This is a genomic window from Wenzhouxiangella sp. YN9 (assembly GCF_056324165.1).
Genome location: NZ_JBJNIP010000086.1, coordinates 1 through 22,991 on the forward strand (window position 1 = coordinate 1; position 22,991 = coordinate 22,991).

General features: G+C 65.1%; 21 protein-coding genes. 9 read left to right on the plus strand and 12 right to left on the minus strand.

The features are described from left to right. Window positions 1–198 precede the first annotated feature (198 nt). The 3 genes from ACEWQ0_RS05650 to ACEWQ0_RS05660 all read right to left on the minus strand — a co-directional run bounded on the left by ACEWQ0_RS05650 (window position 199) and on the right by ACEWQ0_RS05660 (window position 4,500). Window positions 199–1,095, minus strand: coding sequence for a diguanylate cyclase (locus tag ACEWQ0_RS05650; RefSeq protein ID WP_476481545.1), 897 nt, complete (start codon window positions 1,093–1,095; stop codon window positions 199–201). A gap of 88 nt (window positions 1,096–1,183) precedes the next feature. After that, entirely contained in the window at window positions 1,184–3,202 is a 2,019-nt protein-coding gene (locus ACEWQ0_RS05655) for a TonB-dependent receptor (protein WP_476484781.1), read from the minus strand. Beyond that, a complete protein-coding gene (locus ACEWQ0_RS05660) occupies window positions 3,199–4,500 on the minus strand; it encodes an MFS transporter (protein ID WP_476481543.1) in 1,302 nt (433 codons plus the stop codon). The genes ACEWQ0_RS05655 and ACEWQ0_RS05660 overlap by 4 nt, the downstream gene beginning before the upstream one ends. Window positions 4,501–4,575: 75 nt before the next feature. Between ACEWQ0_RS05660 and ACEWQ0_RS05665 the strand changes: the two genes are divergently transcribed. The 3 genes from ACEWQ0_RS05665 to ACEWQ0_RS05675 are packed head-to-tail and all read left to right on the plus strand — an operon-like array spanning window position 4,576 to window position 6,162. Beyond that, complete coding sequence (locus tag ACEWQ0_RS05665; RefSeq protein ID WP_476481542.1) at window positions 4,576–5,037, plus strand: YiiD C-terminal domain-containing protein; 462 nt, start codon at window positions 4,576–4,578, stop codon at window positions 5,035–5,037. 12 nt (window positions 5,038–5,049) lie between these two features. Further along, window positions 5,050–5,460, plus strand: coding sequence for a hypothetical protein (locus ACEWQ0_RS05670; protein ID WP_476484782.1), 411 nt, complete (start codon window positions 5,050–5,052; stop codon window positions 5,458–5,460). Between the two features lie 60 nt (window positions 5,461–5,520). Continuing rightward, window positions 5,521–6,162, plus strand: coding sequence for a nucleotide-binding protein (locus tag ACEWQ0_RS05675; RefSeq protein ID WP_476481540.1), 642 nt, complete (start codon window positions 5,521–5,523; stop codon window positions 6,160–6,162). A 51-nt stretch (window positions 6,163–6,213) separates the two neighbouring features. On the opposite strand, the gene panC is transcribed toward ACEWQ0_RS05675, so the two are convergent. The 4 genes from panC to pcnB are packed head-to-tail and all read right to left on the minus strand — an operon-like array spanning window position 6,214 to window position 9,675. Further along, window positions 6,214–7,068 (minus strand): pantoate--beta-alanine ligase, encoded by an 855-nt coding sequence (gene panC / locus ACEWQ0_RS05680; protein WP_476481539.1) that lies wholly within the window; start codon window positions 7,066–7,068, stop codon window positions 6,214–6,216. Beyond that, entirely contained in the window at window positions 7,068–7,874 is an 807-nt protein-coding gene (panB, locus tag ACEWQ0_RS05685) for a 3-methyl-2-oxobutanoate hydroxymethyltransferase (RefSeq protein ID WP_476484783.1), read from the minus strand. Before panB ends, panC begins: the two co-directional genes overlap by 1 nt. After that, window positions 7,874–8,407: a 2-amino-4-hydroxy-6-hydroxymethyldihydropteridine diphosphokinase gene (folK, locus tag ACEWQ0_RS05690; protein ID WP_476481537.1), complete on the minus strand. Its 534-nt coding sequence runs from the start codon at window positions 8,405–8,407 to the stop codon at window positions 7,874–7,876. The genes panB and folK overlap by 1 nt, the downstream gene beginning before the upstream one ends. Next, on the minus strand, window positions 8,404–9,675 hold the full coding sequence (gene pcnB, locus ACEWQ0_RS05695) for a polynucleotide adenylyltransferase PcnB (RefSeq protein ID WP_476481536.1): 1,272 nt from the start codon (window positions 9,673–9,675) through the stop codon (window positions 8,404–8,406). The genes folK and pcnB overlap by 4 nt, the downstream gene beginning before the upstream one ends. A 163-nt stretch (window positions 9,676–9,838) precedes the next feature. On the opposite strand from pcnB, the gene fdxA reads away from it, so the two are divergent. Further along, complete coding sequence (gene fdxA, locus ACEWQ0_RS05700; protein ID WP_476481535.1) at window positions 9,839–10,162, plus strand: ferredoxin FdxA; 324 nt, start codon at window positions 9,839–9,841, stop codon at window positions 10,160–10,162. Between the two features lie 60 nt (window positions 10,163–10,222). Here the strand turns inward: fdxA and bamC are convergent, their stop codons facing one another. Further along, window positions 10,223–10,855, minus strand: a complete 633-nt coding sequence (gene bamC / locus ACEWQ0_RS05705) for an outer membrane protein assembly factor BamC (RefSeq protein ID WP_476481534.1) — start codon at window positions 10,853–10,855, stop codon at window positions 10,223–10,225. A gap of 377 nt (window positions 10,856–11,232) precedes the next feature. Between bamC and ACEWQ0_RS05710 the strand changes: the two genes are divergently transcribed. Continuing rightward, complete coding sequence (locus ACEWQ0_RS05710) at window positions 11,233–11,697, plus strand: peroxiredoxin (protein ID WP_476481533.1); 465 nt, start codon at window positions 11,233–11,235, stop codon at window positions 11,695–11,697. Window positions 11,698–11,730: 33 nt separating this feature from the next. Continuing rightward, window positions 11,731–13,122, plus strand: a complete 1,392-nt coding sequence (locus tag ACEWQ0_RS05715; RefSeq protein ID WP_476484784.1) for a PhoH family protein — start codon at window positions 11,731–11,733, stop codon at window positions 13,120–13,122. Between the two features lie 42 nt (window positions 13,123–13,164). On the opposite strand, the gene ACEWQ0_RS05720 is transcribed toward ACEWQ0_RS05715, so the two are convergent. The 3 genes from ACEWQ0_RS05720 to clpB all read right to left on the minus strand — a co-directional run bounded on the left by ACEWQ0_RS05720 (window position 13,165) and on the right by clpB (window position 17,090). Continuing rightward, on the minus strand, window positions 13,165–13,920 hold the full coding sequence (locus ACEWQ0_RS05720) for an NRDE family protein (RefSeq protein ID WP_476481531.1): 756 nt from the start codon (window positions 13,918–13,920) through the stop codon (window positions 13,165–13,167). Between the two features lie 109 nt (window positions 13,921–14,029). After that, complete coding sequence (locus ACEWQ0_RS05725) at window positions 14,030–14,491, minus strand: flavodoxin family protein (RefSeq protein WP_476481530.1); 462 nt, start codon at window positions 14,489–14,491, stop codon at window positions 14,030–14,032. A gap of 1 nt (window position 14,492) precedes the next feature. After that, complete coding sequence (clpB, locus tag ACEWQ0_RS05730; RefSeq protein ID WP_476481529.1) at window positions 14,493–17,090, minus strand: ATP-dependent chaperone ClpB; 2,598 nt, start codon at window positions 17,088–17,090, stop codon at window positions 14,493–14,495. Window positions 17,091–17,247: 157 nt separating this feature from the next. On the opposite strand from clpB, the gene ACEWQ0_RS05735 reads away from it, so the two are divergent. Next, window positions 17,248–19,842: a S8 family serine peptidase gene (locus ACEWQ0_RS05735; RefSeq protein WP_476484785.1), complete on the plus strand. Its 2,595-nt coding sequence runs from the start codon at window positions 17,248–17,250 to the stop codon at window positions 19,840–19,842. Window positions 19,843–19,910: 68 nt separating this feature from the next. Here ACEWQ0_RS05735 and ACEWQ0_RS05740 read toward each other — a convergent pair whose 3' ends face one another. After that, window positions 19,911–21,338, minus strand: a complete 1,428-nt coding sequence (locus tag ACEWQ0_RS05740) for an aldehyde dehydrogenase family protein (RefSeq protein WP_476484786.1) — start codon at window positions 21,336–21,338, stop codon at window positions 19,911–19,913. A gap of 122 nt (window positions 21,339–21,460) precedes the next feature. Here ACEWQ0_RS05740 and ACEWQ0_RS05745 point away from each other — a divergent pair, with 122 nt between their 5' ends. Then, window positions 21,461–22,027 (plus strand): cob(I)yrinic acid a,c-diamide adenosyltransferase, encoded by a 567-nt coding sequence (locus tag ACEWQ0_RS05745; RefSeq protein WP_476481526.1) that lies wholly within the window; start codon window positions 21,461–21,463, stop codon window positions 22,025–22,027. A 6-nt stretch (window positions 22,028–22,033) separates the two neighbouring features. Beyond that, on the plus strand, window positions 22,034–22,945 hold the full coding sequence (locus tag ACEWQ0_RS05750; RefSeq protein ID WP_476484787.1) for a histone deacetylase family protein: 912 nt from the start codon (window positions 22,034–22,036) through the stop codon (window positions 22,943–22,945). Window positions 22,946–22,991: the final 46 nt, after the last annotated feature.

Below are 22,991 nucleotides of genomic sequence, written 5' to 3' on the forward strand. Positions count from 1 at the left end.
AATACCGAAACCGGCGGCCGGCTGGCGCGCGAAATCCTGGAAGTCGGCTCAAGCCGTCCGATTCAGGAATCCTGGCTGGCTTTCAGGGGTCGCGAACCGGCGCTGGAGCCGTTGCTGGCTTCTTACGGCATCGCCGCCTGAGCAAACCGACCGCTAATCAACGCAACGGGCGGGCGCCACCCTGTTTTCAGAGGCTGCTCAGCAAACGCGGTTTCGGCCCGAAGCCTTGGCTTCGTAGAGCTGCCCGTCGGCGGCCTTGAGCAGTTCGCTGATGCTGTCCATGCCGGGCTGCCAAGTGGCGACGCCGGCCGAAAGGGTGATGGTGTGCTCTTCATCGCCCAGGCGAAAGGTCTCGCTTTCGATCGATTGGCGAATGGTTTCTGCCAGCTGCCGCGCCTCATCACGGGTGGTATCGGGCAGGATCAGCGCGAATTCTTCGCCGCCGATCCGCGCCAGGGTATCGCTGGCGCGCACCCGCTCGGCGGCAATGGCGGTCAGCTCACGCAAAACACCATCGCCGGCCAGGTGGCCGTGGCGATCATTGATGTCCTTGAAGAAGTCCAGGTCGAGAATGACCAGCGCCAGGCGCGAGCCGGCGTCGCGCTGCGCCCGCGCGAACTCCTTTTCCAGCACGGCCATGGCGTGTCGACGATTGTAGAGCCCGGTCAGCGTGTCGCGAATGGTGCTTTCGTGCAGCTCGGAGTGATAGCCGGCCTCGATATTGCCCTCGTCGACGAACTTGAGCACGGTCTGGCTGATGCGCACCAGATCACCGTCGCGCAGGACGGAGCGCTGGATCTGTTGATCGTTCAACCAGGTATGGTTGGTCGAACCCAGATCTTCGATCCAGTAACGATCGGATTCGAGAAAGATCCGGCAATGCTGGCGGGAAATGCTGCGCTCGGAGATCTGAAAATCCGCATCCACCGCCCGGCCGATGACCAGAGGCGCCTCACCGGGCACGATTCTCGAGCCCAGGCGCGCGCCGCGAATGATGACCAGGCAGGCCTCGTGTCCCTCGTCGCGTCCGCGGGTCGTGCCGACGAATGCGGTCTCGCCGTCGGTCGCTGGCTGTCGGTCTGCTTCCTTGCTCACAATCTCGCTTCGAACTTCAAGGGGCCACCGGAACGCGAGTGCCCGGGCCAGTCAGCCGGTAGTGTACCCTGCCGTCGCAGAAAATGACTCAGCGCATCCACTCCAGAGCCACGAAGGCGCTGCGCCCGGCGCCGGGGAAGTAACGGTAGCCTCCGAAAGCGTAGTCGGCGCGCTCGGCGTACCGGCGATCGAACAGATTGCGCAGGCGCAGCGCAAGCTCCCAGCGGCTGTTGAGGGCAACGACGCCAGAAAGATGCGCCAGCGTATGCCCGTTGTAGCGCTTTGAATTGCGCGCATCCAGCCAGTACCTGCCCACATGTTCGGCCGTCAATTGCATTTGGAGTCGGCTGCCGGGCCGCCAGTTCAGGCTGGCGCTGGCCATGCGTTCGGGAGCAGCAGGAATACTGCGGCCGGAAACAATCCGCTCGCCCCCGAGGTCGCGATTGAAACGATACCAGTGGGTGGCATGGCTGCCGCGGGCCGCCAGATCCAGCGTGTCACTCAGTGAAAAGCCCAGCGAGAACTCGATGCCGCGATGCCCCGATTTGCCGTCGCTGACGTTGAAGCCCTCGCCGTCGCGAAAGATGTAGTTGCGCTTGTACTGATAAAAAGCCACGAGCTCCCAGTTCAGCCGGCCACGGCCACTGATACCCAGCTCCACGGCATCGAGTTGCTCGGGCTCGAGATCGGCCACGTCCTGGCCACGCTGCAGGCGGTACAGTTCGGTGGCCTGGGGCGCGCGAAACCCGCGGGCGATGCGCAGCCAGGCGCGCCCGTTCTGCAACGGTCTGGAAAGCGTGATTTCCGGAGCCAGCTCAAGAAAATCATCGCTGCGATCGGTCGGCCGGTTGTAGAGACAGCCGCCGGAATCGCAGGCCGTACCGTCTTCGGCCCGGTTGCCGGCGGCCATGCGATTGTCGTAGTCGTAGCGAATCCAGTCGGCGTGGGCGCCGGCGCGCAGGCGCCAGCCTTCGGTCAGGTCGAAGCTGCGGGCCAGATAACCGCCCAGGCGCTGGCCATCAACCACATAATCATAGTGCCGGCCTTCCGGGCGGATGGCAGCCACCGGCGGCGGCCCCTCGGTCGGGCCGTCCTGGATCTGGCTCAGATCGCCGCGGAAAATCTCTGCATCGATGCCCCAGTCCCAGCCGGCAGCAGGGGCTGCCCGGTCGTACTGCAGCCCCAGCGAAACCTGGCCATTGCGCTCCAGCGGCTGCCCCGGCAGATAGTGCTGCAAAAAAGTCATGTTCGAGCGACGGGCAAAGCCGCTGAAACGGTGCTCGACACCCTGCTGATCGCGCCACTCGCGCCGGCTGATCAGGCGCACGGCGTTGGCCCGGCGGAACGCCTCCGGGTTGACGTTGCTGCGACGCAGCTCGGGATCGGCATAAGCGCGGTAGCCATGGATATAGCCGGCGGTGTCCTGATCCAGTCGCGCAGCGCTGAGCAGCGTGCGCCACTGGCCTTCCGCTACCGGCACGGCGTGCTGCACGGTGGCGAGCTGATGGTCATAAGCCTCGTCAACGCGGAAGCTGCCGGCGTCGATGGCGGAAAAATCAACGCCGAAGGCGCCCGTGCCGACCTCGGCAGTGAGGGCTCCGCCCAGCCGATGATAGTCATTGCTGCCGGCTTCCAGGCGCAGGCGATTTTCACGATCGGTCAGCGGCGATCGCGGGGTGATGTCGATGACGCCGTGCAGGCCGCCGGAGGCGTGGCCGATACCACCGGGCCCGCGCAGCACGCTGACCGCCTCAGCCTGTGCCAGGTTGACCTCGAAAAGATTGTTGACGTTGCAAAACCCCGGGGGGCGAATGGGAATGCCCGCTTCCAGTATCAGCAGCGCACCACAGCCACCGGCTCCGGAGAGAATCGGCGAGCGAATGGCAGTCAGGTGTTCCTGGCCACTGCCGCGCGTCACCCAGCTGCCCGGCAGGCGTGAAAAAAGCTCGGCAGGATGCGTCGGCTGGAGCAACTCGAGCTCGGACTCGTCAAGCGTTGCCGTCGCCTGCGGCGAGTCCGGGGCAATGTCGCGACCGCGAACCGCGACGCGCGGCAGCTCCTCGGATGCCGAAGACAGGGCAGCGGTCATCAGCAGTGCCAGCATCATGACGGCGCCAGCTCCCGCTGGCGCAGGCGCGCGAGCAGCACGAAGGTGGTAGCCCCGCCGAGCGTGAGCGCGAACGGAAACAACAGCACAAAACGACCCCAGCCGGTACCGCCGGCCTCGAGCAGCTGGTAAACGCTGACGCCCAGCAGGGGGGCAATCAGCCCGCGAATGCCGGTCAGGGTCACGTGAATTCCCATGTAGAGCGTGGACTGATCATCGCTTGCAAAGTCGTTGTGGCCCAGATTCCAGCCCAGCTTGCCGCCGGCAAACGACGCCCCCAGCGACAGCGCGCCGGCCCAGAACAGCTGGTGAACACCGCTGATCGAGGCGATCATGAACAACAGCATGGTAATCACGAACATCCAAGCCTGGCGGGCACGATAGTCGAGCACGTGCATGGCATCAAGACGACGCGCCCAGATGGGCATGAACACCGCCAGGGTGGTCAGCGGCAAGGCGGTGGTGATCAGCACCTGTTCGAAGCGGGCAAAGCCGAACTGCTCGTTGAGCAGCACCACCAGCAAGGCAATGACCATCAGGTTGCCGCTGCCAAAGACGAACATCGTCATCATGTAGCGCCGATACCAGCGGTCAGTGCGCAGAATGTCAAACGCCGCGCGCAGCTGGCCGCCGCTGCGGCCGCGGCGCTGATGCAGCTCTTCGTGCTGAATGCGTCGCCCCTGCCGAACCCGCGTCGTCTGATAGCGCCAGGCAGTCAGCAGGCCGACCAGGCCGGCCGCCGGAAAGACCAGCCGCCAGACCTCCGGCCACCAGGTCATCAGCAAGCCGATGACCGTGGACACGCCGGCAATGGTCAGCGAATAGATGATGGTGATCCGGGCGGTGATCCGCGCGCGCACCTGACGCGGAAAGTTCGCCCGCCATATCGCCGCGCGCAGGGTAATGACGCCGGCCCAGCACAGCCGCGCGGCAATCATGCCGGCAGCAATGGCCACCAGGCCGATCCGATGGGTCGGCACCAGCGCAATCAGCGCCAGAAACACGCTGGTCAAGGCCATCAGCGCGGCCACCCAGGCGGCCTTGTCGCGCCCTTCAGCCAGGCCGGAAATCCACAGGCTGACCATATTGGCAAACGCCGGCGCACCGGCTACCAGCGCCACGGCCAGGTTGACCCAGACCGGCTCGGCCACCGCAGCGAACTGCGTCTTGACCACAATGCCGACCACGCCGCCTTCGAGCGCGCCCAGCGCCACCGCCATGGCCGCGTTGGCGCGCACCTCCCGCGGCATCAGGGTACGGGCGACAAAGGGCAGTGTTGATTTGCGGGCAGCAGGCATGCCGGCATTCTAGTGCACCCCGACATGCCGGGAAACCGTGGCGCCGTAACCGCTCGTCGCGGATAGAATGTGCGCATGGAACAAAACGCCAACGCAGCCGCCTGGCTGGAAAAAACGCTTACGACTGACATCCCGCTCGGCGGCGCGATGGCACTGCGCGTATGCCGCCTTGACGAAGCCGGCGTGGAGCTCGCCCTGCCGCTGGATCCGAACATCAACGACAAGGGCACGGCCTTTGGCGGGGCGCTGGCCAGCGCAATGATCCTGGCGGGCTGGTCGCTGCCGCGGCTGATCCTGCGCCGCGCCGGAGTCGATGCCGAGCTCGTCATCGGGCGCTGCGAAATCCGCTTTTCAACCCCGGTCGACACGGCTTTTCGGGCCACCTGCCGCTGGCCGGAAGCGTCGGCCCAGCAGCGCTTTCTGGACCGTCTCGAACAACGAGGTCGCGCCAGCCTGGAGCTCGAGCCCGAACTGCTTGCCGGCGGCAAGGTGGCAGCCAGGCTCGCGGCCAAGTATGCTGCTCTGGTCAGGAGCTGAGTGGGAACCCCGATGCGCAAGCCGTTGATTTTCATTCTGATGGCGTTGACCCTGGCCGCCTGCGCCGGCGGCAGCCAGATGCAGCGCGAGCGCCATCAGGCCATGGACCTGTGGCGGGAGATGGTGCGCTGGAACGAACATGACGCCCTGGTGGACATGATTCACCCCGACTGGCTGGCCGAACACCCCGTTCGCAGCGTGGACCTCGAACGCCTGCGCCAGTTCCGGGTCACCGAGTACCGCCCCCGCCAGATCAACAGCACGGCCGACGGCACACAGGTGGAACGCATCGCACAGATTCGGATGTATCATGTTCACAGCGCCCGCGAACGCGTCATTCAGCATCGCGAAGTCTGGCGCTGGGACGAAACCCGGGGGCGCTGGCTGCTCCACTCCGGTCTGCCGGATCCAAGCCGGAACTGAGTAACGGGGTACACCGGGACCGGGCCTTCGCCGTCAAGCTGAAAACGGAGGGTCGGACTGATGCGAACCATTGCCATTGTCAACGCCAAGGGCGGCTGCGGCAAATCGACTGTCGCCACCTCGCTGGCCGCCGCCCTGGCCTGGGAAGGCTACGCGGTGGCGCTGGGCGACATGGATCCCCAGCACTCGGCCGGCGACTGGCTCGAGCTGCGCCCTGACGATTATCCCGAGATCATTGCCGCCGAGCCCCACAAGGGCCAGCTGCGCGCGCCCGCCGAAGCCGACACGCTGGTGCTCGATACACCGGCCGCCGTTTCCGGGCAGGAGCTGGGCAACATCGTTCGGCGCTCGCAAACCCTGCTGGTTCCCGTGTTGCCCTCACCGGTGGACATGCGCGCGGCCTGGCGATTCCTCAACCAGCTGCTGCCGCTCAAGCCGGTCAAGGAGAAAAAGGTGCGCGTCGGGCTGGTGGCCAACCGCATCAAGCCCCACACCGTCATCTTTCGCGAACTCACGGGCTTTCTCGATGACTTTCGGGTGCCGGTCGTTGGCCGCCTGCGCGATTCGATGAACTACGTGCGCGCCTTTGAACAGGGGCTGAGCGTCTCCGACCTGCCGCCTTATCTGGCTTGGCAGGATTGGGAGCAATGGGAGGAATTGATGGGCTGGATTCGGAGCAGAAGATCGATTGGAAAGGGGTAAGTGTGAAGTGTGAAGTGTGAAGTGGGGAGTGTGAAGTGTGAGTACCAAGTGTCAAGTATCAGGGGGTTGGGGGACGGGGTGGTTGTCTATCAGCCTTGCTTTGCCCAGCCAGGCGGCGGCGAACAATCTGCCGGGTTCGCCGGGGGTTGCCGGGGCCAGGTTCCGGGGTGAACGCCATTCCAGGTAGTCCGGGCGAAATCCGGCGCTCTCGAGTGTTTCGATCGCACGCTCTTTGAGCACCGCGAAATCTTCGCCGGCGGCCAGCGCGCGGGCCGTTTCGACCAGCACGCGGTGTAGTGCCGGCGCAGTCGCGCGCTGCCCTGCGTCGAGATAGCCGTTGCGCGAGCTCATTGCCAGGCCGTCAGCCTCGCGCGCAATCGGCGCGCCGACCAGCTCGACGGGCAGCGACAGATCGCGCGCCATTTTCCGCAGAATCAACAGCTGCTGAAAGTCCTTTTTGCCAAAGACCGCGAGGTCGGGCTGAACCTGGCTGAACAGCCGCAACACCACGGTGGCGACACCATCAAAATGCCCGGGCCGCGAGCGCCCGCACAGGCAATCGGACAGGGCTGCCGGCACGCGCAGCATGAACGGATCATCGAGCGGATACATGACCTCGACCGGCGGCGCCCAGACCAGATCGCAGCCAACCGAGGCCAGGCCCTCGAGATCAGCGTCAAGGCTGCGGGGATAGGCCTCGAAATCCTCGCCGGGGCCGAACTGCGTCGGGTTGACGAAGATGGACGCCACCGTCGCCTCGCAGCGCCGGCCGGCCTCCTCGACCAGCCCGAGGTGGCCACGATGCAGATTGCCCATGGTGGGCACGAACCCGACCCGACCGCGCTTCTCACGCAAGCGCGCAACCGCATCGCGCAGCTCCGCCAGTGACTCGATAACCCGCGGCATTACTGCCAGGCGTGTTCCGGGCCGGGAAAGCGGCGCTCGCGCACCGCGGTGACGTAGGCCTCGAGTGCTTTGGACACGCTGCCGCCGTCGCCAAGAAAGTCGTGCACGAACTTTGGCACCTTGCCGCCGGAAACGCCCAGCATGTCGTGCAGCACGAGCACCTGTCCGTCGACTTCACTGCCGGCGCCGATGCCGATCACCGGAATACTCAACGCCGCGGTCACCTCGCGCGCCAGCGATGCCGGGACGCATTCCAGAACCAGCAGGCCGGCGCCGGCCTCGGCCAGCGCCTGAGCGTCGTCTTTCAGGCGCTGCGCCGCGCCTTCTTCGCGGCCCTGCACGCGATAGCCACCGAGCTGATGAACGTGCTGGGGAGTCAGGCCGAGATGAGCGCACACCGGCACGCCGTTGGCCACCATCGAGGCAACGGTGTCGGCATGGGCACGGCCGCCTTCGAGCTTGACCATCTGCGCGCCGGCGCGCATCAGCTCCGCTGCGGCAGCCATGGCGGTGGGCCGGTCGTGATAACTCATGAACGGCAGGTCACTGATCAGCAGCGGACGCTTCAGGCCGCGGCGCACGGCCCGGGTGTGATAGACCATGTCGTCAACCGTGACCGGCAGGGTGGAATCACGCCCCTGGACCACGTTACCCAGCGAGTCGCCAACCAGCACACAGTCCACGCCGGCGGCGTCGAGCAGGCGGGCGAAGCTGGCATCGTAGGCGGTCAGCATGGCAATCGGGCGGCCCTCGCTCTTCATGGTGGCCAGCGACGGCACGCTTACGGGACTGCTGGCGGTACTCATCAACGCGTCTCCATACTTTTCTTCAACGGTTCAAACTTCGAATGCGGTCCGGGTCGAATGCCGGCGCGCTCATTATCTGCCAGTTGGGCCAGCAGTGCATCCACCCGATCCAGGCCGGGCACCATCCGCTTTGGCGCCAGCTCGGCCAGCGGCAGCAGCACAAAGGCCCGCTGATGCAGTCGCGGATGGGGCACGGTCAGCCCCGGCTCATCGATTTTCTCATCGCCGTAGAGCAGCAGATCAAGATCGATCACCCGCGGCCCCCAGCGCCGATCGCTGCGCGCCCGCCCCAGCTCCGACTCGACGGTCAGCAGTTCACGCAGCAGCGCCGCGGCCCCCAGCCGGGTGCGCAGCCCGGCGACCGCGTTGAGAAACTCGGGCTGATCCGTATCGCCCCAGGGCGGAGTGCAATAAAAGCCGGAAACGCAGTGCACGGACACATCGGCCAGCGCATGTACCCGCGCCAGCGCGGCATCGAGCGTGGCCGCCCGGTCACCCAGGTTGGCGCCCAGCCCCACCCAGGCTTCGATCAAGAGGCCGCCTTGCGACGCTTTTTGCGCCGTTGACGCTTGCCGGGCGCTGCACGAGTCATTTCCCGACGTTCATCACCATCGACTTCCTGGAAAGTGGTCCACCAGTCAGCCAGCTCCTGCAGCTCGGGATTCTCGATGGCACGCAGCAGCAGAAAGTCGTAGGCAGCGCGAAACCGGCGCTCGCTCATCAGGCGAAACGCGCGCTTGCCACGCCGCCTCTCGAAGCGCGGCTGCAGGCACCACATCTCCTTGGCCATGCTGGAAAAACGCCGGTGAATGGCCACCCGCTGCGCCTGAGCCGCAAATGCTTCTTCGCCGGACACGGCCAGCGCTTCGACCTGCGGCAGCCCCTCGGCAACCAGCTGCTCGGAACGCGCACTGACCCGCTGCCAAAGAAAGGCCGCGAACAGAAAGGCCGGCGTGACCGGCTTGCCCTCGGCCACGCGCTGGTCGGTATTCTGCAGCGCCTGCTCGACGAGCACCGGAGGCCTGGCGGGATCATCAAACAGATTCGGAAACAACGGCTCCCACAGCCTGAAGCGAACCAGGGCCTGGAAAGTCGGCCAGGCGCGCCCGCCCATGAACAGCTTGATGATTTCATCGAACAGGCGTGCCGGAGGGATGTCGTGAAGCAGTTCGGCCATTTCCGGGATCGGCGCGGCCGTGGCCGGGTCGAGTTCCAGGTCGAGCTTGATCTTGAAGCGTACCGCCCGCAGCAGGCGCACCGGGTCCTCACGATAGCGGGTGACCGGATCGCCGATCAGGCGCAGGCGGCGCTTGAGCAAATCGTCGTAGCCACCCACATAGTCGCGGATGGTGGCCGTGTGCGGGTCATACATCAGGGCGTTGATGGTGAAATCCCGGCGTCGGGCGTCCTCGGCCTCGCTGCCCCACACGTTGTCGCGCACCAGCCGCCCCTGATCAACCTCACGGTGCTGATCGTCACCGCCGTCGCCCTCGCCGCTGCCGCGAAAGGTTGCCACTTCGATGACTTCGCGCCCGAAGCGGATATGAGCCAGCCGGAAGCGCCGGCCAATCAGGCGTGCGTTGCGAAAGAGCTCTGCGACCTGTTCCGGTGTGGCGTCGGTCGCCACATCGAAATCCTTGGGGTGATGGCCAAGAACCAGGTCGCGGATGCTGCCGCCAACGATGTAGGCCAGATAACCGGCCTGCTGCAATCGCTCGACGACCTTGCAGGCATTGACGCTGACGCGCTCAGGGCGAATGCCGTGACGCTTCTGGGGGATGATGCTTGCCGGATCAGACAATGGGTACGTTCCGTTTTCAGTGTGAAGTACAGACGGTCGCTGCGGCCCGTTCTTCTGGCGGCGCAGCTGTTAAAATGCAGTTTATCACCTGCCTGCACTCAAGCTCTTCCAAGTCTGGCCGGGGCCGCAGGCAAGCCCGGCAGCCAACCCGGAAAATAACTACATGACCTTCGTTGTTACCGAAAACTGCATCAAGTGCAAATACACCGACTGCGTTGAAGTCTGCCCCGTCGACTGTTTTCACGAAGGCCCCAACTTTCTGGTCATCGACCCCGAGGAGTGCATCGACTGCACTCTGTGCGAGCCCGAGTGCCCGGTGCAGGCGATCTATCCCGAAGACGACCTGCCCGCCGATCAACAGCATTTTCTCGAGCTCAACGAGGAGCTGTCGCAGGAGTGGCCGGTCATTACCGAAATGAAGCCGGCACCCGAAGATGCCGAACAATGGGAAGACGTGCCGGACAAGTTCAAGTATCTGGAGCGCTGAGTCTGGCGCAACCAGCGGCGAGCACCGCGTTCATTCAGCGCTCACGCAGCCAGCGGGCGCTCACCCCAGCTGTTCGCGCAGACGGGCCAGCACGAATTCCGCGCGGTCCATGTCAATGACTTCGCCATCGGCGTCGAGCAGCTCGACCCGCGTGATGACCTTGCCTCTGGATTCTTCCTCGACCACGTGGGCGATGTAATCGCCGCTGTAATCAATCGTGTCGGGGCGACTCCAGAACGTCAGCCGGTCGAAAAAGCCGATCTCGGGGCGAATCGGCTCATGGCTGAAGTGAAACTGATAGCGCCGCTGCCGTTCGTCTATGCGCTGGAGCTGCATGCCGTTTTGATCCAGCAGATCGCGCAGGTTCTGCCACACGCTTTCGGCTTCGCCCTGCACTGCGAGGTAAAGACCGGTGCGGCCAAAACGGATCTGCGAGCGCGACTGCTCGGCAACCGAGCTGGGCTGCACCTCCGGCGGCAGTTCCTGATTGCCCTGGGCGGCCAGCTCCGGCAGCGAGTGGCCGGGCACCTCGTAGGTGTTGCGCACCTCGGGCTGGTCCAGGCCCGGAGGCGCCTCGATGGGCTTGACCTCCTCGCTGGCAACGTAGATGGGTTGCTTTTCGCGGCTGGAGCAGGCGGCCAGCGTCAGCAGCGCGGCCGGCATGAGAATGAACAGGGTTCGGGCTCGAGTCATACCCCTTGGAATCCGGTCAGTGATATACGTTCAGTCGCTGCAGTCACGGCCAGAATGCTTTCTCGCCGACCGCGTGCTGACAACGACCGCATGAAACAGCAGCGCAGTTTATGCAACATGCCAGCTCACGTCCAGCAGGCTGGTGGGGTCATCAACCATGCGGCGAGCGCATGAAGGCAACTCGATCCTTGGATGCAACATCATTCAGGTCCTCCAGTCTTGCGTGTTGAACGCCTGGGCGTGTCCATGTTCCGGCTTGCTTGCGCCCCCCCTGGGGCGCAAGTATCCTGACGACAGGCGGATTGTAACCCAGGCCGGCGCACTGTCGCGGCGTCGACACAGCATAACCTACTGATTAAACGAAACCTTTACATTTCATGAGCCACTCTGACATCAAGCTTTCTTCTCCGCCGCTGGAAGCCACCGGCGGCGCAACCATTCAACTCGACGACTGCCTCGGGCAGCCATTGGTGGTCTACTTCTACCCCCGCGACAACACGCCCGGCTGCACCCGCCAAGGCGAGGCCTTTCGCGATCACTTTCCGGCCTTCGAGCAGGCGGGCTGTCGCATTCTCGGGGTCTCGCGCGACTCCTTGAAAAGTCATCAGCGCTTTGCCGAAAAGCATGATTTTCCGTTTTCGCTGATCGCCGACCCGGACGAGATCCTGTGCCGACAGTTCGATGTGATCAAGGAAAAGAACATGTACGGCAAGAAGGTCATGGGCATCGAGCGCAGCACTTTTCTGTTCGACGCCGACGGCAAGCTGGTGCACGAGTGGCGCAAGGTGCGCGTGCCCGGCCATGTTGAAGAAGTACTCGAAGCCGTTCAGGCACTTGGCTGAGCACGATCTTTTTGCACCTCTGGAGTCATTGTCATGGCGGAGCATCCGCGGCTCTACATTCTCGACACCAACGTGCTGATGCACGACCCCACGGCGTTGTTCCGCTTCGCCGAGCACGATGTCTTCTTGCCCATGATCGTGCTCGAAGAGCTTGATCGAGCGAAGAAGGGCGTGTCCGAGGTGGCTCGCAACGTGCGTCAGGTCAGTCGCTTCATCGGGCAGATGATGGAAGACGAAGAGTCGCTGGATGCCGGTGTGCCCATCAGCGAGCCCGATGGCTTGCGCCTGGAGGCCGGAAACGGTCGCCTGTATTTTCAGACCGAGCCACTGGGCGGCAGCGACGAGCTGGTCGGCGACCGCGCGCTGGCCGACAACGAAATCCTGCTGGCCGCGCTCGGCCTCGAAAAGCGCCATGAGCACCGGCAGGTGATTCTGGTCTCCAAGGACATCAACCTGCGCATCAAGGCGGCCATCCACGGCATCACCGCAGAGGACTATCACAGCGATCGGGCGCTCGACGACCTCAGCCTGCTCTACTCGGGCATCCGCGAGCGCGACAACCGCTTCTGGACCGAGCGCGATACGCGCGACTCCTGGACCGAACACGGGCGAACCTTCTATCGCATTGGCCGCGAAGCCGACGATGAATGGCACCCCAACCAATGCCTGCGCATCGACGACGACAACGGTCTGGAAATCATCGTTCGTCAGGTCGAAGCCGACAGCGTGGTATTCGAGGTGGCACCCGACTACTGCCGCTCTCAGCACGGCGTGTGGGGTATCCATGCGCGCAATCCGGAGCAGAATTTCGCCCTCAACCTGCTGATGGATCCCGAGATCGACTTCGTGACCCTGCTGGGTACGGCCGGCACCGGCAAGACGCTGCTGGCGCTCGCCGCCGGCCTGTCGCAGACGCTCGACGACAAGATTTATCGTGAGATCATCATGACCCGTGCAACCGTGTCGGTCGGCGACGAGATCGGCTATCTGCCCGGCACCGAGGAGGAAAAGATGACGCCCTGGATGGGCGCATTGACCGACAATCTGGAAGTGCTGACCGAAAGCGACACCACAACCAACGACTGGGGCCGGGCGGTAACCAACGAGCTGGTGGCCTCACGCGTGAAGATCCGCGCGCTGAGCTTCATGCGCGGGCGCACTTTTCTCAACCGCTACCTGATCATCGACGAGGCGCAGAACCTCACGCCCAAGCAGATGAAAACGCTGATCACGCGCGCCGGCCCGGGCACCAAGATCGTGTGTCTGGGCAACGTCGAGCAGATCGACACGCCCTACCTGACCGAAACCACCTCGGGGCTGACGTATGCCGTCGATCGCTTCAAGGACTGGCAGCACGCCGGCCACATCACGCTCAAGCGCGGTGAACGCTCGCGGCTGGCCGATTTTGCGTCCGAACACCTCTGAGCCCGGCAGCCCGAACGGGGCGCCCTCGCCCATCCATACCAGTCAAAGACCGGAAGCGAATCCGTAGCGCAGATCTGCAGTCGCGTTGCCGTCGCTGTCGTAGCTTCTCTCGGCCGCAAAGGAATGCTTCCCCAGGGCGAGCACGGAGGTGCAGCGCGTCCCGTAGCGCTCGCCGACAATGAATGGCGGCGACAGAAAACGCTCCAGCTCGGGGCCGACGCCGGTGTCGGGCAGCTCCGAATCCGACGCCGTCTCGCGATCATCCATCAGCGCGAACAGCCGTTCGACATCGAACGATGCGGCCGTTTCCAGGCCGCGCATGGCCGTGATCACGCGACGGGACTTGGGCCAGTCGGCATCCAGCAGGCCGTTGGCCAGGGCATGCACGCCCGGCCTGACGGCCTCGACCGGACCATGGGAAGAGGCGTACCAAAGGGATTTCTCATCGCCGACCAGCAGGTTGAACGGCCCGTAGTCCTCTCGCCGCGCGTGGATCTGACGTGCATAAGCCTCGGGCGCAGCGCCGCTTTCGATGAAGCGCAAAGGCAGCTCGCCGCGCGAGCGCGAGCCGGGCGGCGCATCCGGATCGCGAAAATTGGTCACCGCCGCCCAGCGCCCGCGGCGGCCAACGGCCAGCCAGGTGCCGCCGGCCTGCTCGTCGCGCCCGGCCAGCGGCCCCTGCGGCCAGCGCCACCAGGCCAGCGGCCTTGCCGGGCGCTGGTGCATTTCGTCGCGATTGGCCGCCAGCAGCAAATGGCGCGGCTGATCGGGCTGAAAGCTGAAAGCGATCAGGCACATATCGATTCATTCCGGACGTCTGCCATGGCTGCAGTATGCCGCAAAGTGCCGGAGTGCTGCGGCAGTGCCCGCCAGGACGACCCCGGTCCCGGGCCCAGTCCCGGAGCGGTCAGAAAACCCCGAGCTCCAGGCCGGCGGCCATGGCCAGGCCAAGTTCGCGACCCTGGTCCACGAATTCGTCGCGCCAGTCGCCGCGGCAGATCACCATCTCCTGCGCCGGCTTCCAGTCGAGCCCGCCACAGATGCTCTCGATGGCCCGGCGCGTGGCGGTGCCGTCCTTGCCGGCGCGGATCAGCGCGGCATACGGCATGGCGTCGGTATGGCCCAGCAGCGAATAGAAGCTGCGGTCGAAGAAATCCTTGAGCGCGCCGGCCATGTAGCCGAGATTTTCCGGGGTGATGAACACGACCGCGTCGGCGACGAGCACGTCATCCGCGTCGGCCTCCAGCGGCCGCACATGCCGGGTCTGCACCCCGTCGACGGCGCTGTCTTCAGCGCCATCGACAACCGCTTGGGTCAGCCTGCGGATATTGGGCGAAGGATCATGCCCGATGACGACCAGGCGCTTCACCTCAGGTGGCCGCCGCGGCCGGCTGCGCAGCCTGCGAGGCAAACGTCAGATCGTCTTCCCCGGCGTCGACGCGCACGGTGTCGCCGGGCATGAACTCGCCGGCCAGGATTTTCTGGGCAAGCGGGTTCTCGAGCCGGCTCTGGATGGCGCGCTTGAGCGGGCGAGCGCCGTAGACCGGGTCGAAGCCGGCGCGGCCGATCAGATCCAGCGCAGCGTCGGTGATTTCGAAACCGATATCGCGCTCGGCCAGGCGCTGGCGCAGATAGTCGACCTGAATGGCGGCAATGTCGTGGATCTGGGCCTGATCGAGCGGGTGGAAGACGACCAGCTCGTCGACGCGGTTGATGAACTCCGGGCGAAAATGCTGGCCGACGACTTCCATCACCGCCGCTTTCATCGCCTCGTAGCCCTGACCGTGCAGCTCCTGGATACGGTCGGAGCCCAAGTTGGAGGTCATGACGATCACGGTGTTGCTGAAATCCACCGTGCGCCCCTGCCCGTCGGTCAGGCGCCCGTCATCGAGCACCTGCAGCAGGATATTGAACACTTCCGGGTGGGCCTTTTCGACCTCGTCGAGCAAGATTACAGAGTACGGCCGACGGCGGACGGTTTCGGTCAGATAGCCGCCCTCCTCGTAGCCGACGTAACCCGGCGGGGCGCCGATCAGGCGGGCGACGGCGTGCTTTTCCATGAACTCCGACATGTCGATGCGCACCATGGCGTCTTCGGTGTCGAACAGGAAACTCGCCAGCGATTTGCACAGCTCGGTCTTGCCCACGCCGGTCGGGCCCAGAAACAGGAAGGAGCCATTGGGCCGGTTGGGGTCGGCCAGTCCGGCCCTGGAGCGGCGGATGGCGTCGGCCACGGCGGTGACGGCCTCGTCCTGGCCGATGACGCGTTCGTGGAGCGCCTCTTCCATCTTCAACAGCTTGTCGCGCTCGGCCTCGAGCATCTTCGACACCGGAATGCCGGTCCAGCGGCTGACGACCTCGGCGATTTCCTCGTCGGTGACCTTGTTGCGCAGCAGGGTGAACTCGTCACTGTCATCGCTGGTTTCGGCCTGCCGGAGCTGCTGTTCGAGCTCGGGAATGCGCCCGTGTTGCAGCTCGGCCATGCGCGAGAGATCCTGCGCCCGGCGCGCGTTGTCGAGCTCGGCGCGGGCGCGCTCGAGCTCTTCCTTGAGGTGGGTGACATCCTGAACCGATCCCTTCTCGGTCTTCCAGACCTCTTCGAGATCGGCGTACTCGCGCTCGAGTTCGTCGATCTGTTCCTCAAGATCGGCCAGGCGCTTGCGCGAGGCCTCGTCGGTTTCCTTCTTGAGCGCCTCGCGCTGGATCTTGAGCTGGATCAGCCGGCGCTCGAGCCGGTCGAGGGCCTCGGGCTTGGAGTCGATTTCCATGCGGATGCGGCTGGCGGCCTCGTCCATCAGGTCGATGGCCTTGTCGGGCAGCTTGCGATCGGTAATGTAGCGCTGCGACAGGGTCGCGGCGGCCACCAGCGCCGGGTCGGTGATGTCGACGCCGTGGTGAACCTCATAGCGCTCGACCAGGCCGCGCAGGATGGCAATGCTGTCCTCGACCGTCGGTTCCTCGACCAGAACCCGCTGGAAGCGGCGCTCGAGCGCGGCGTCCTTCTCGATGTTTTCGCGGTACTCGTTGAGCGTGGTCGCACCCACGCAGTGCAGCTCGCCGCGCGCCAGCGCCGGCTTGAGCATGTTGCCGGCATCCATCGAGCCTTCGGCCTTGCCGGCGCCGACCACGGTATGGATCTCGTCGATGAACAGAATGATCTTGCCTTCTTCGCGCTTGAGCTCGTTGAGCACGGCCTTGAGCCGCTCCTCGAACTCGCCACGGTACTTGGCCCCGGCGATCAGCGCGCCCAGATCGAGCGAGAGCACGCGCTTGTTCTTGAGCCCTTCGGGCACTTCGCCGTTGACGATACGCTGGGCCAGGCCCTCGACAATGGCGGTCTTTCCCACGCCCGGTTCGCCGATGAGCACGGGGTTGTTCTTGGTGCGGCGCTGCAGCACCTGCACGGTGCGGCGAATTTCCTCGTCGCGGCCGATCACGGGGTCAAGGCGCGACTGCTCGGCCTTCTCGGTCAGGTCGATGGTGTATTTCTGCAGGGCCTCGCGGGTGTCTTCGGCGTTGGGGTCGTCGACCTTCTCACCGCCCCGGACCGACTCGATCGCGTCCTCGATGGCCTGGCGGGTCACCCCGGCCTGATGGAGCAGCTCGGTCAGGCCCACCCGGGCCTCGAGCACGGCCAGCACGAACAGCTCAGAGGCAATATAGGCGTCACCGCGCTTGCTTGCGATCTTGTCGGTGAGGTTGAGCACGCGACCGAGGTCGTTGGACAGGTTGATCTGGCCGGCCTGACCGGTCACGGTGGGAAAACCTTCGACTTTCTTGCCCAGAGTCGAGCGCAGTTGATCGACCTGCGCACCCGAGCGCGACAGCAGGCCGCGAATGCCGCCGCCTTCCTGATCGAGCAGCGCCAGCATCAGGTGCTCGGGCTCAAGCACGGCATGATCCAGCCCCAGTGCCAGGGACTGCGCCTCGCCCAGCGCCTGCTGGAACCGGGCAGTCAGTTTATCCATTCGCATAACGGCTTGACTTCCTTGTGAATTCTTGGCTTATCCACAGAATTGGGTTCGGCCGCAGTGGAATCAAGTGGCAACGGTCGTGATATCCCTTTAGACTTGGCCGCGACTCTGTGTAAGGGGGCAGTCCTTGTCACGTATCCAACTGAATTTATTGGCGACAGCCGCCCTGCTGTCCGCACTGGCGTCTGCCGCGGGCCCGGCGGCCGCTGAAGCCTGGCTGCGTATCGACCAACCGCATGCTCTGCAGCGTGAGACGCTGCCGCCGGAGGCAATGGACTACGGCCACTTCATCTGGCTGCCTGAGCACACGGCCAATCGAGTCATTGGCAGCCGGCCAGCTCACCGTTTCGAGCGGCCCTTCGACATGCGCATCGACCAGGCTTATTTCGACCCGGCTGAAGGCTTTCCGCAGCTGCCAGAGGAGTGGCTGCGGACTGGCCCCGGCCCCGGCAGCGACTGGCACCTGATCCAGTTCACGGGGCCGATCCGTCCGCAGTGGCTGGAGCGTCTGCGGGAATCCGGCCTGGAGCCGGTTCAGTACATCGCCCCGTTCGGCTACATCGTGTGGGGGCGCGCCAAGGCAGTCGAGGCCGCGCGCACACTCGATCATCTGCGTTTTGCCGGCAGCCTGCCACCGATCATGCGCGTGCCGCAGGCCAGCCGCACCCCCGACGCGACCGGGACGGTCAAGGCCATGGCCCTGATACACAGGGGCGAGCAGAAACGCATCATCAGCGCCATGACCGCGGCGGGCGCCACCATCCGGCGGCGCACGAGCCCGGAGCAACTGCTGACGCTGATAGAGCTCGAAATCGCCAACCGGCACTGGCTTGAGCTGGCGCGGACCCGCGGCGTGCTGACGCTGCAGCGCATAGCCGACGATGGCGGGTCGCGGGGTGAGCTCAGCGGCCAGTCTCTCATTGGCGATCATGATGACATCAGCCAGCTCGACCCAGGCTTTGCGCAGAACCTCGCCGCCATGCATGTCGACGGCAACGGCGTGAGGGTCAGCGTCGTTGACGGCGGCATCCGCGAATCCCACGTCGACCTGGCCGACCGGATGCGCCCCTGCCAGAACCTGGGCATGTCAACCAGCTCGTGCTCCAAAGCCAACGACAGCCACGGCACGCATGTCGCCGGGGCCATTGCCGGCACGGGCAGCAGTGGCGTGACCGATACCGGCTTTCTGCGTGGCCTGGGCATTGCGCCGGCGGCGGGCCTGGTCCAGCAACGTTACTGCAACTTTCTTGGCCCCGAGTCATCCTGCAACGGCGCCATGGCGCCCGACGCCATGCTGACGATCTTTGGCGAAGCGGCCGCCAGCGCTGCGGTGATTGCCAACAGCTCCTGGGGACCGGCCGGTCTGCCCCAGGGCTACGACATCCCCACGCGACAGCTGGACATGATCACCCGCGATGCCGCGCCCCAGGCACCCGGCGCACAGCCCATTCTGCCGATCTGGGCGATCATGAATGGTTACGGGGATGGCGGTGGCGAATGTGCCCCCTCGTCCCTCGGCTCACCGGACGAGGCCAAGAACCTGCTGGCGGTCGGTTCCACGGCACTGCAGCGCAGCCTGAACGGCAGCACGATGCTTGACCTGTCCCACAACAGCGGTCACGGCCCGGCCTGCGATGGACGGCTGGTGCCGCACATCGTCGCACCGGGCTGCCATACCGATAGCACCCTTTCGGCGTCCGATAGCGCGTTCGGGCTGAAGTGCGGCACCTCGATGGCTGCCCCCATGGTGGCCGGTGCGGCAGCTCTGTTTTTCGAGCAGTACCGCTCTCACCACGGACGCTTTCCCAGCCCGGCGCTGACCAAGGCCCTGCTCACCGCCAGCGCGCGCGACCTGGCGGGCCAGCGCGACGCCGACAACAACCCGATGAATCATCGACCTGATCGAAAACAGGGCTGGGGGCGGATTCAGCTTGATCAGGCGTTGATGCCCGGGCTGCCCACAGCCATGATCGATCAGACCACCACCTTTACCTATAGCGGACAGGCCTGGACGGGCAGCTTCACGATTGCCGATCCCTCGCAGCCTGTTCAAGTGCAGCTGGCCTGGACCGACGCCCCCGGCCCGGGCACCGGCGGCACCGTGGCAGCCTGGGTCAACGATCTCGATCTGTCCGTTACGGTCAACGGTGAGGAATACCTTGGTAACAACATCGACAGCGCCAGCGGCTGGTCGGTCGCTGGAGGTGTGCCCGACATCAGGAACAATCTCGAAGGCGTCGTGCTGTCGCCTTTGCAACATGCGGGTCAGGCGCTGACCGTAACCGTCAGCGCCATCAACCTTGCCGGAGACGCGCTGGAGCCGTGGCAGCCGGTCAGCCCACGGCAGGATTTTGCCCTGGTGGGACGCAACCTGGCCGCGCCGGGCCAGCCGGTAGCGTTGCGGTTCGTCGAGCAGCCCGCACCCGCTCAGGCCGGCTCGAACCTGGAGCCGGTTCGCGTTCAGCTGGTGGATTCATCCGGCAATGACGTCACTCTGGTGCACGAGCGCGACATCACCGTCGAGCTGGAAGGCTGCAGCAGACTGACGCCGCTGGCCGGCACAAAGCGCAAGCGCAGCCACAACGGGCAGGCCGAGTTCGATGATCTCAGCATCGACGCACCCGGTCTGTGGCGCCTGCGCAGCGCCTCGTCGGATGCCGCCATTCAAACTGCCCTGAGCAACGAGTTTGCCATCGGCTCGATGGGGCTGTTCGATGACCGTTTCGAGGCGGCCTGTGTGCCCTGACAGGCGAGACCCGCCCGGCCCTGGTTCACCGCCCCGTTTCATCGTCGTCGAAGCGGTGAAAAGCAGGCTCAAACATCGCGGATTGCCAGCAGGCGGATCTCGGTCATGTCCTCGATGGCGTAGCGAATGCCCTCCCGGCCCAGCCCGGAGTCCTTGGTGCCACCATAGGGCATGTGATCAACGCGGAAGCTTGGCACGTCGTTGATGATCACACCGCCCACCTCCAGCCGATTCCAGGCCTTGTTGATCTTCGAGATATCGCGGGTGAACAGGCCCGCCTGCAGACCGTAGCGCGAGGCGTTGATATCTTCGAGCGCTTGATCGAAATCAGCAAAGCGCTCCAGAGTCACCACCGGCCCGAAAACCTCTTCAGAGCGCAGCTTGCTGTCGGCCGGCGGGTTCTCGACCACGGCCGGGCGCACGCTGCTGCCTTCGCGCTCGCCGCCCACAAGCAGCCGGCCGCCGCCGTCGACGGCCTCCCCGATCCAGTCGACCACGCGCTTGGCGTCGTCTTCGGTAATCATGGGGCCGACCCGGGTTGCCTCGTCACGCGGGTCGCCGCCGGATAGCTTGCCGACCTGTTCGCAAAGCTTGTCGCGGAAAGTGGCGTATATTTCGTCGTGCACCAGTACGCGCTGAACCGACACGCAGCTCTGTCCCGACTGGTAGAAACCGCCAAAGACCACCCGGTCGACCGCATCGTCGACATCGGCGTCGTGATCGATCAGGCAGGCCGCATTGCCGCCGAGCTCCATGACCACCGGCTTCTTGCCGGCCGCCGCCTTGAGTTTCCAGCCGACCAGGTCGGAGCCGGTGAAGCTCAGCAGCTTCAGGCGCTCGTCTTCGGTGAAGCCGGCCGCCTCGTCGCGATCAACGCACAGAATGGAAAACGCGCCCTCGGGCAGATCGCACTCGGCCAGGATTTCGCCGATCAGCAGCGCCCCGGCCGGCGTTTTGGCCGCCGGCTTGAGAATGAACGGGCAGCCGGCGGCAATGGCCGGCGCCACCTTGTGGGCAACCAGGTTGTAGGGAAAATTGAACGGCGTGATGAACGACACCGGGCCTAGCGGCACCCGTTTCCACATGCCGGTGTAGCCCTCGGTGCGCGGGCTGATATCCATCGGGATGACCTCGCCGCCGATACGGGTCGCCTCCTCGGCGGCAACCTGAAACGTCTCGATCAGGCGAGTGACCTCACCTTTGGCATCACGCCGGACCTTGCCGCCCTCGACGATCAGCACCTCGATGAGCTCTTCTTCGCGCTCGCGGCAGCGCTCGAAGCAGTGCAGCAGAATGTCGCGCCGCCGATAGGCCGGCAGCTCGGCCATCGGCCGGGTCGCTTTCACGGCCGCGGCAATGGCCTCATCGACAACCGCGCCATCGGCCTGCGCCACCCGCCAGGCGACGCTGCCGGTGTGCTTGTCGATCACCTCGAGGTCTTCGTTGGCGAACGCGGCGCGGTTGGCAAGATAATATGGCAGGGCTTTGACTGTCATGGCTCGACTCCAGCGGCAATCCCACTTCACAGACTAACGCAGCCCCAGTGAACCTGCAGCGAGCGGGCGCCAATTCTCCAACCAGCCAACCAGCCAACCAGCCAACAAACTATAATCCCCCCATGGGTAATCGACTTTCAAAGATCTATACACGCACCGGCGACGACGGCAGCACCGGCCTGGGCGACGGCAAACGCACAGCCAAGGACAGCCCGCGAGTCGAAGCGTATGGCACCGTTGACGAGCTGAACTCGGTCATCGGCGTGGTCATCGCCGAGCTCCAGCGCGCCGAGACCGACGCCAGACTGGCTCGGTTGCTGCTCGATATTCAGCACCACCTGTTCGACCTCGGGGGCGAGCTCTGCATCCCCGGAAGCGAGATGATCACCGACGGGCATATCGATCGGCTGGAGAGCGAGCTTGATCGGCTCAACGAATCCCTGCCGGTGCTCAAGGAGTTCATCCTCCCCGGCGGCTCGCCGGCGGCCGCGCAGGCACACCTGGCGCGCACGGTCTGCCGTCGCGCAGAACGCCGCCTGATCACCCTGGCCGGTATCGAATCGGTGAATGCGCCGGCGGTCCGCTACCTCAACCGACTTTCGGACCTGCTTTTCGTGATCGCGCGTACGGTAGCCCGAGCCTCGGGCGCCGGCGAAGTGCTGTGGAATCACGAGCGCAAAAAGGGCTGACCGCTCGTGCTCCGCGTTTTTTCGCATCCGGACTGCGCCGGCCACGAAACGCCCGATGGGCATCCGGAACGCCCGGCCCGCCTGGCTGCCGCCATGCGCGGACTTCAGCGCATGAACAGTCTCCACTTTCGCCAGGCCACGCCGATCGACGCGGCCACCCTGGAACTGGCTCATGCCCCGCACTACCTCGAGCGCATCGAACGCATCCACTCCGAAGGCAAACGCGAGGCCGTTGATCCGGACACCTGGTTCGGCCCCGGCTCGATGCGCGCCGCGCGGCTGGCCGCGGGCGCGACCTGCGACGGCGTCGATCATGTCATCCAGGGGCGTTGTCAGCGCGCCTTTGCCGTGATCCGCCCGCCAGGACATCATGCCGAGTCCGGGCGCGCAATGGGCTTTTGCATCTACAACAACATCGCCCTGGCCGCAGCGCGTGCCTTGTCCGCACACGGCTTGAGCCGCGTTGCGATCTGCGATTTTGACGTCCACCACGGCAACGGCACCGAGGAAATCGTTGCCGACAACAGCAAGATCCTGTTCGCCTCCTCACACCAGTCGCCGCTGTACCCGGGCACAGGCGATCCGCAGACAACCCTGGCCGACAACGTGCACAACGCCACACTCCCGCCCGGCGCCAACAGCGATGCCTTTCGCGGCACCTGGCTGTCGGAGCTTCTGCCGCGGGTGGCGGCTTTCAAGCCCCAGCTCGTTCTGGTCTCGGCCGGTTTCGATGGCCACAACGCCGACCCACTGGCGCAGCTTCGGCTCAAGGACGAGGACTTCTTCTGGATCGGGCAGGAATTGCGCAAGATTGCCGACCGACATGCCGGAGGGCGCCTGGTGGCGTCGCTGGAGGGAGGCTACGACCTCGAAGCGCTGGAACGCTCCGTTCAGGCTTTCGCCGAAGCCCTGGTCTGAAGCCACGGTCACGGCCTTGGACGGGCCGCGCCGGAGGCGCGGCCAG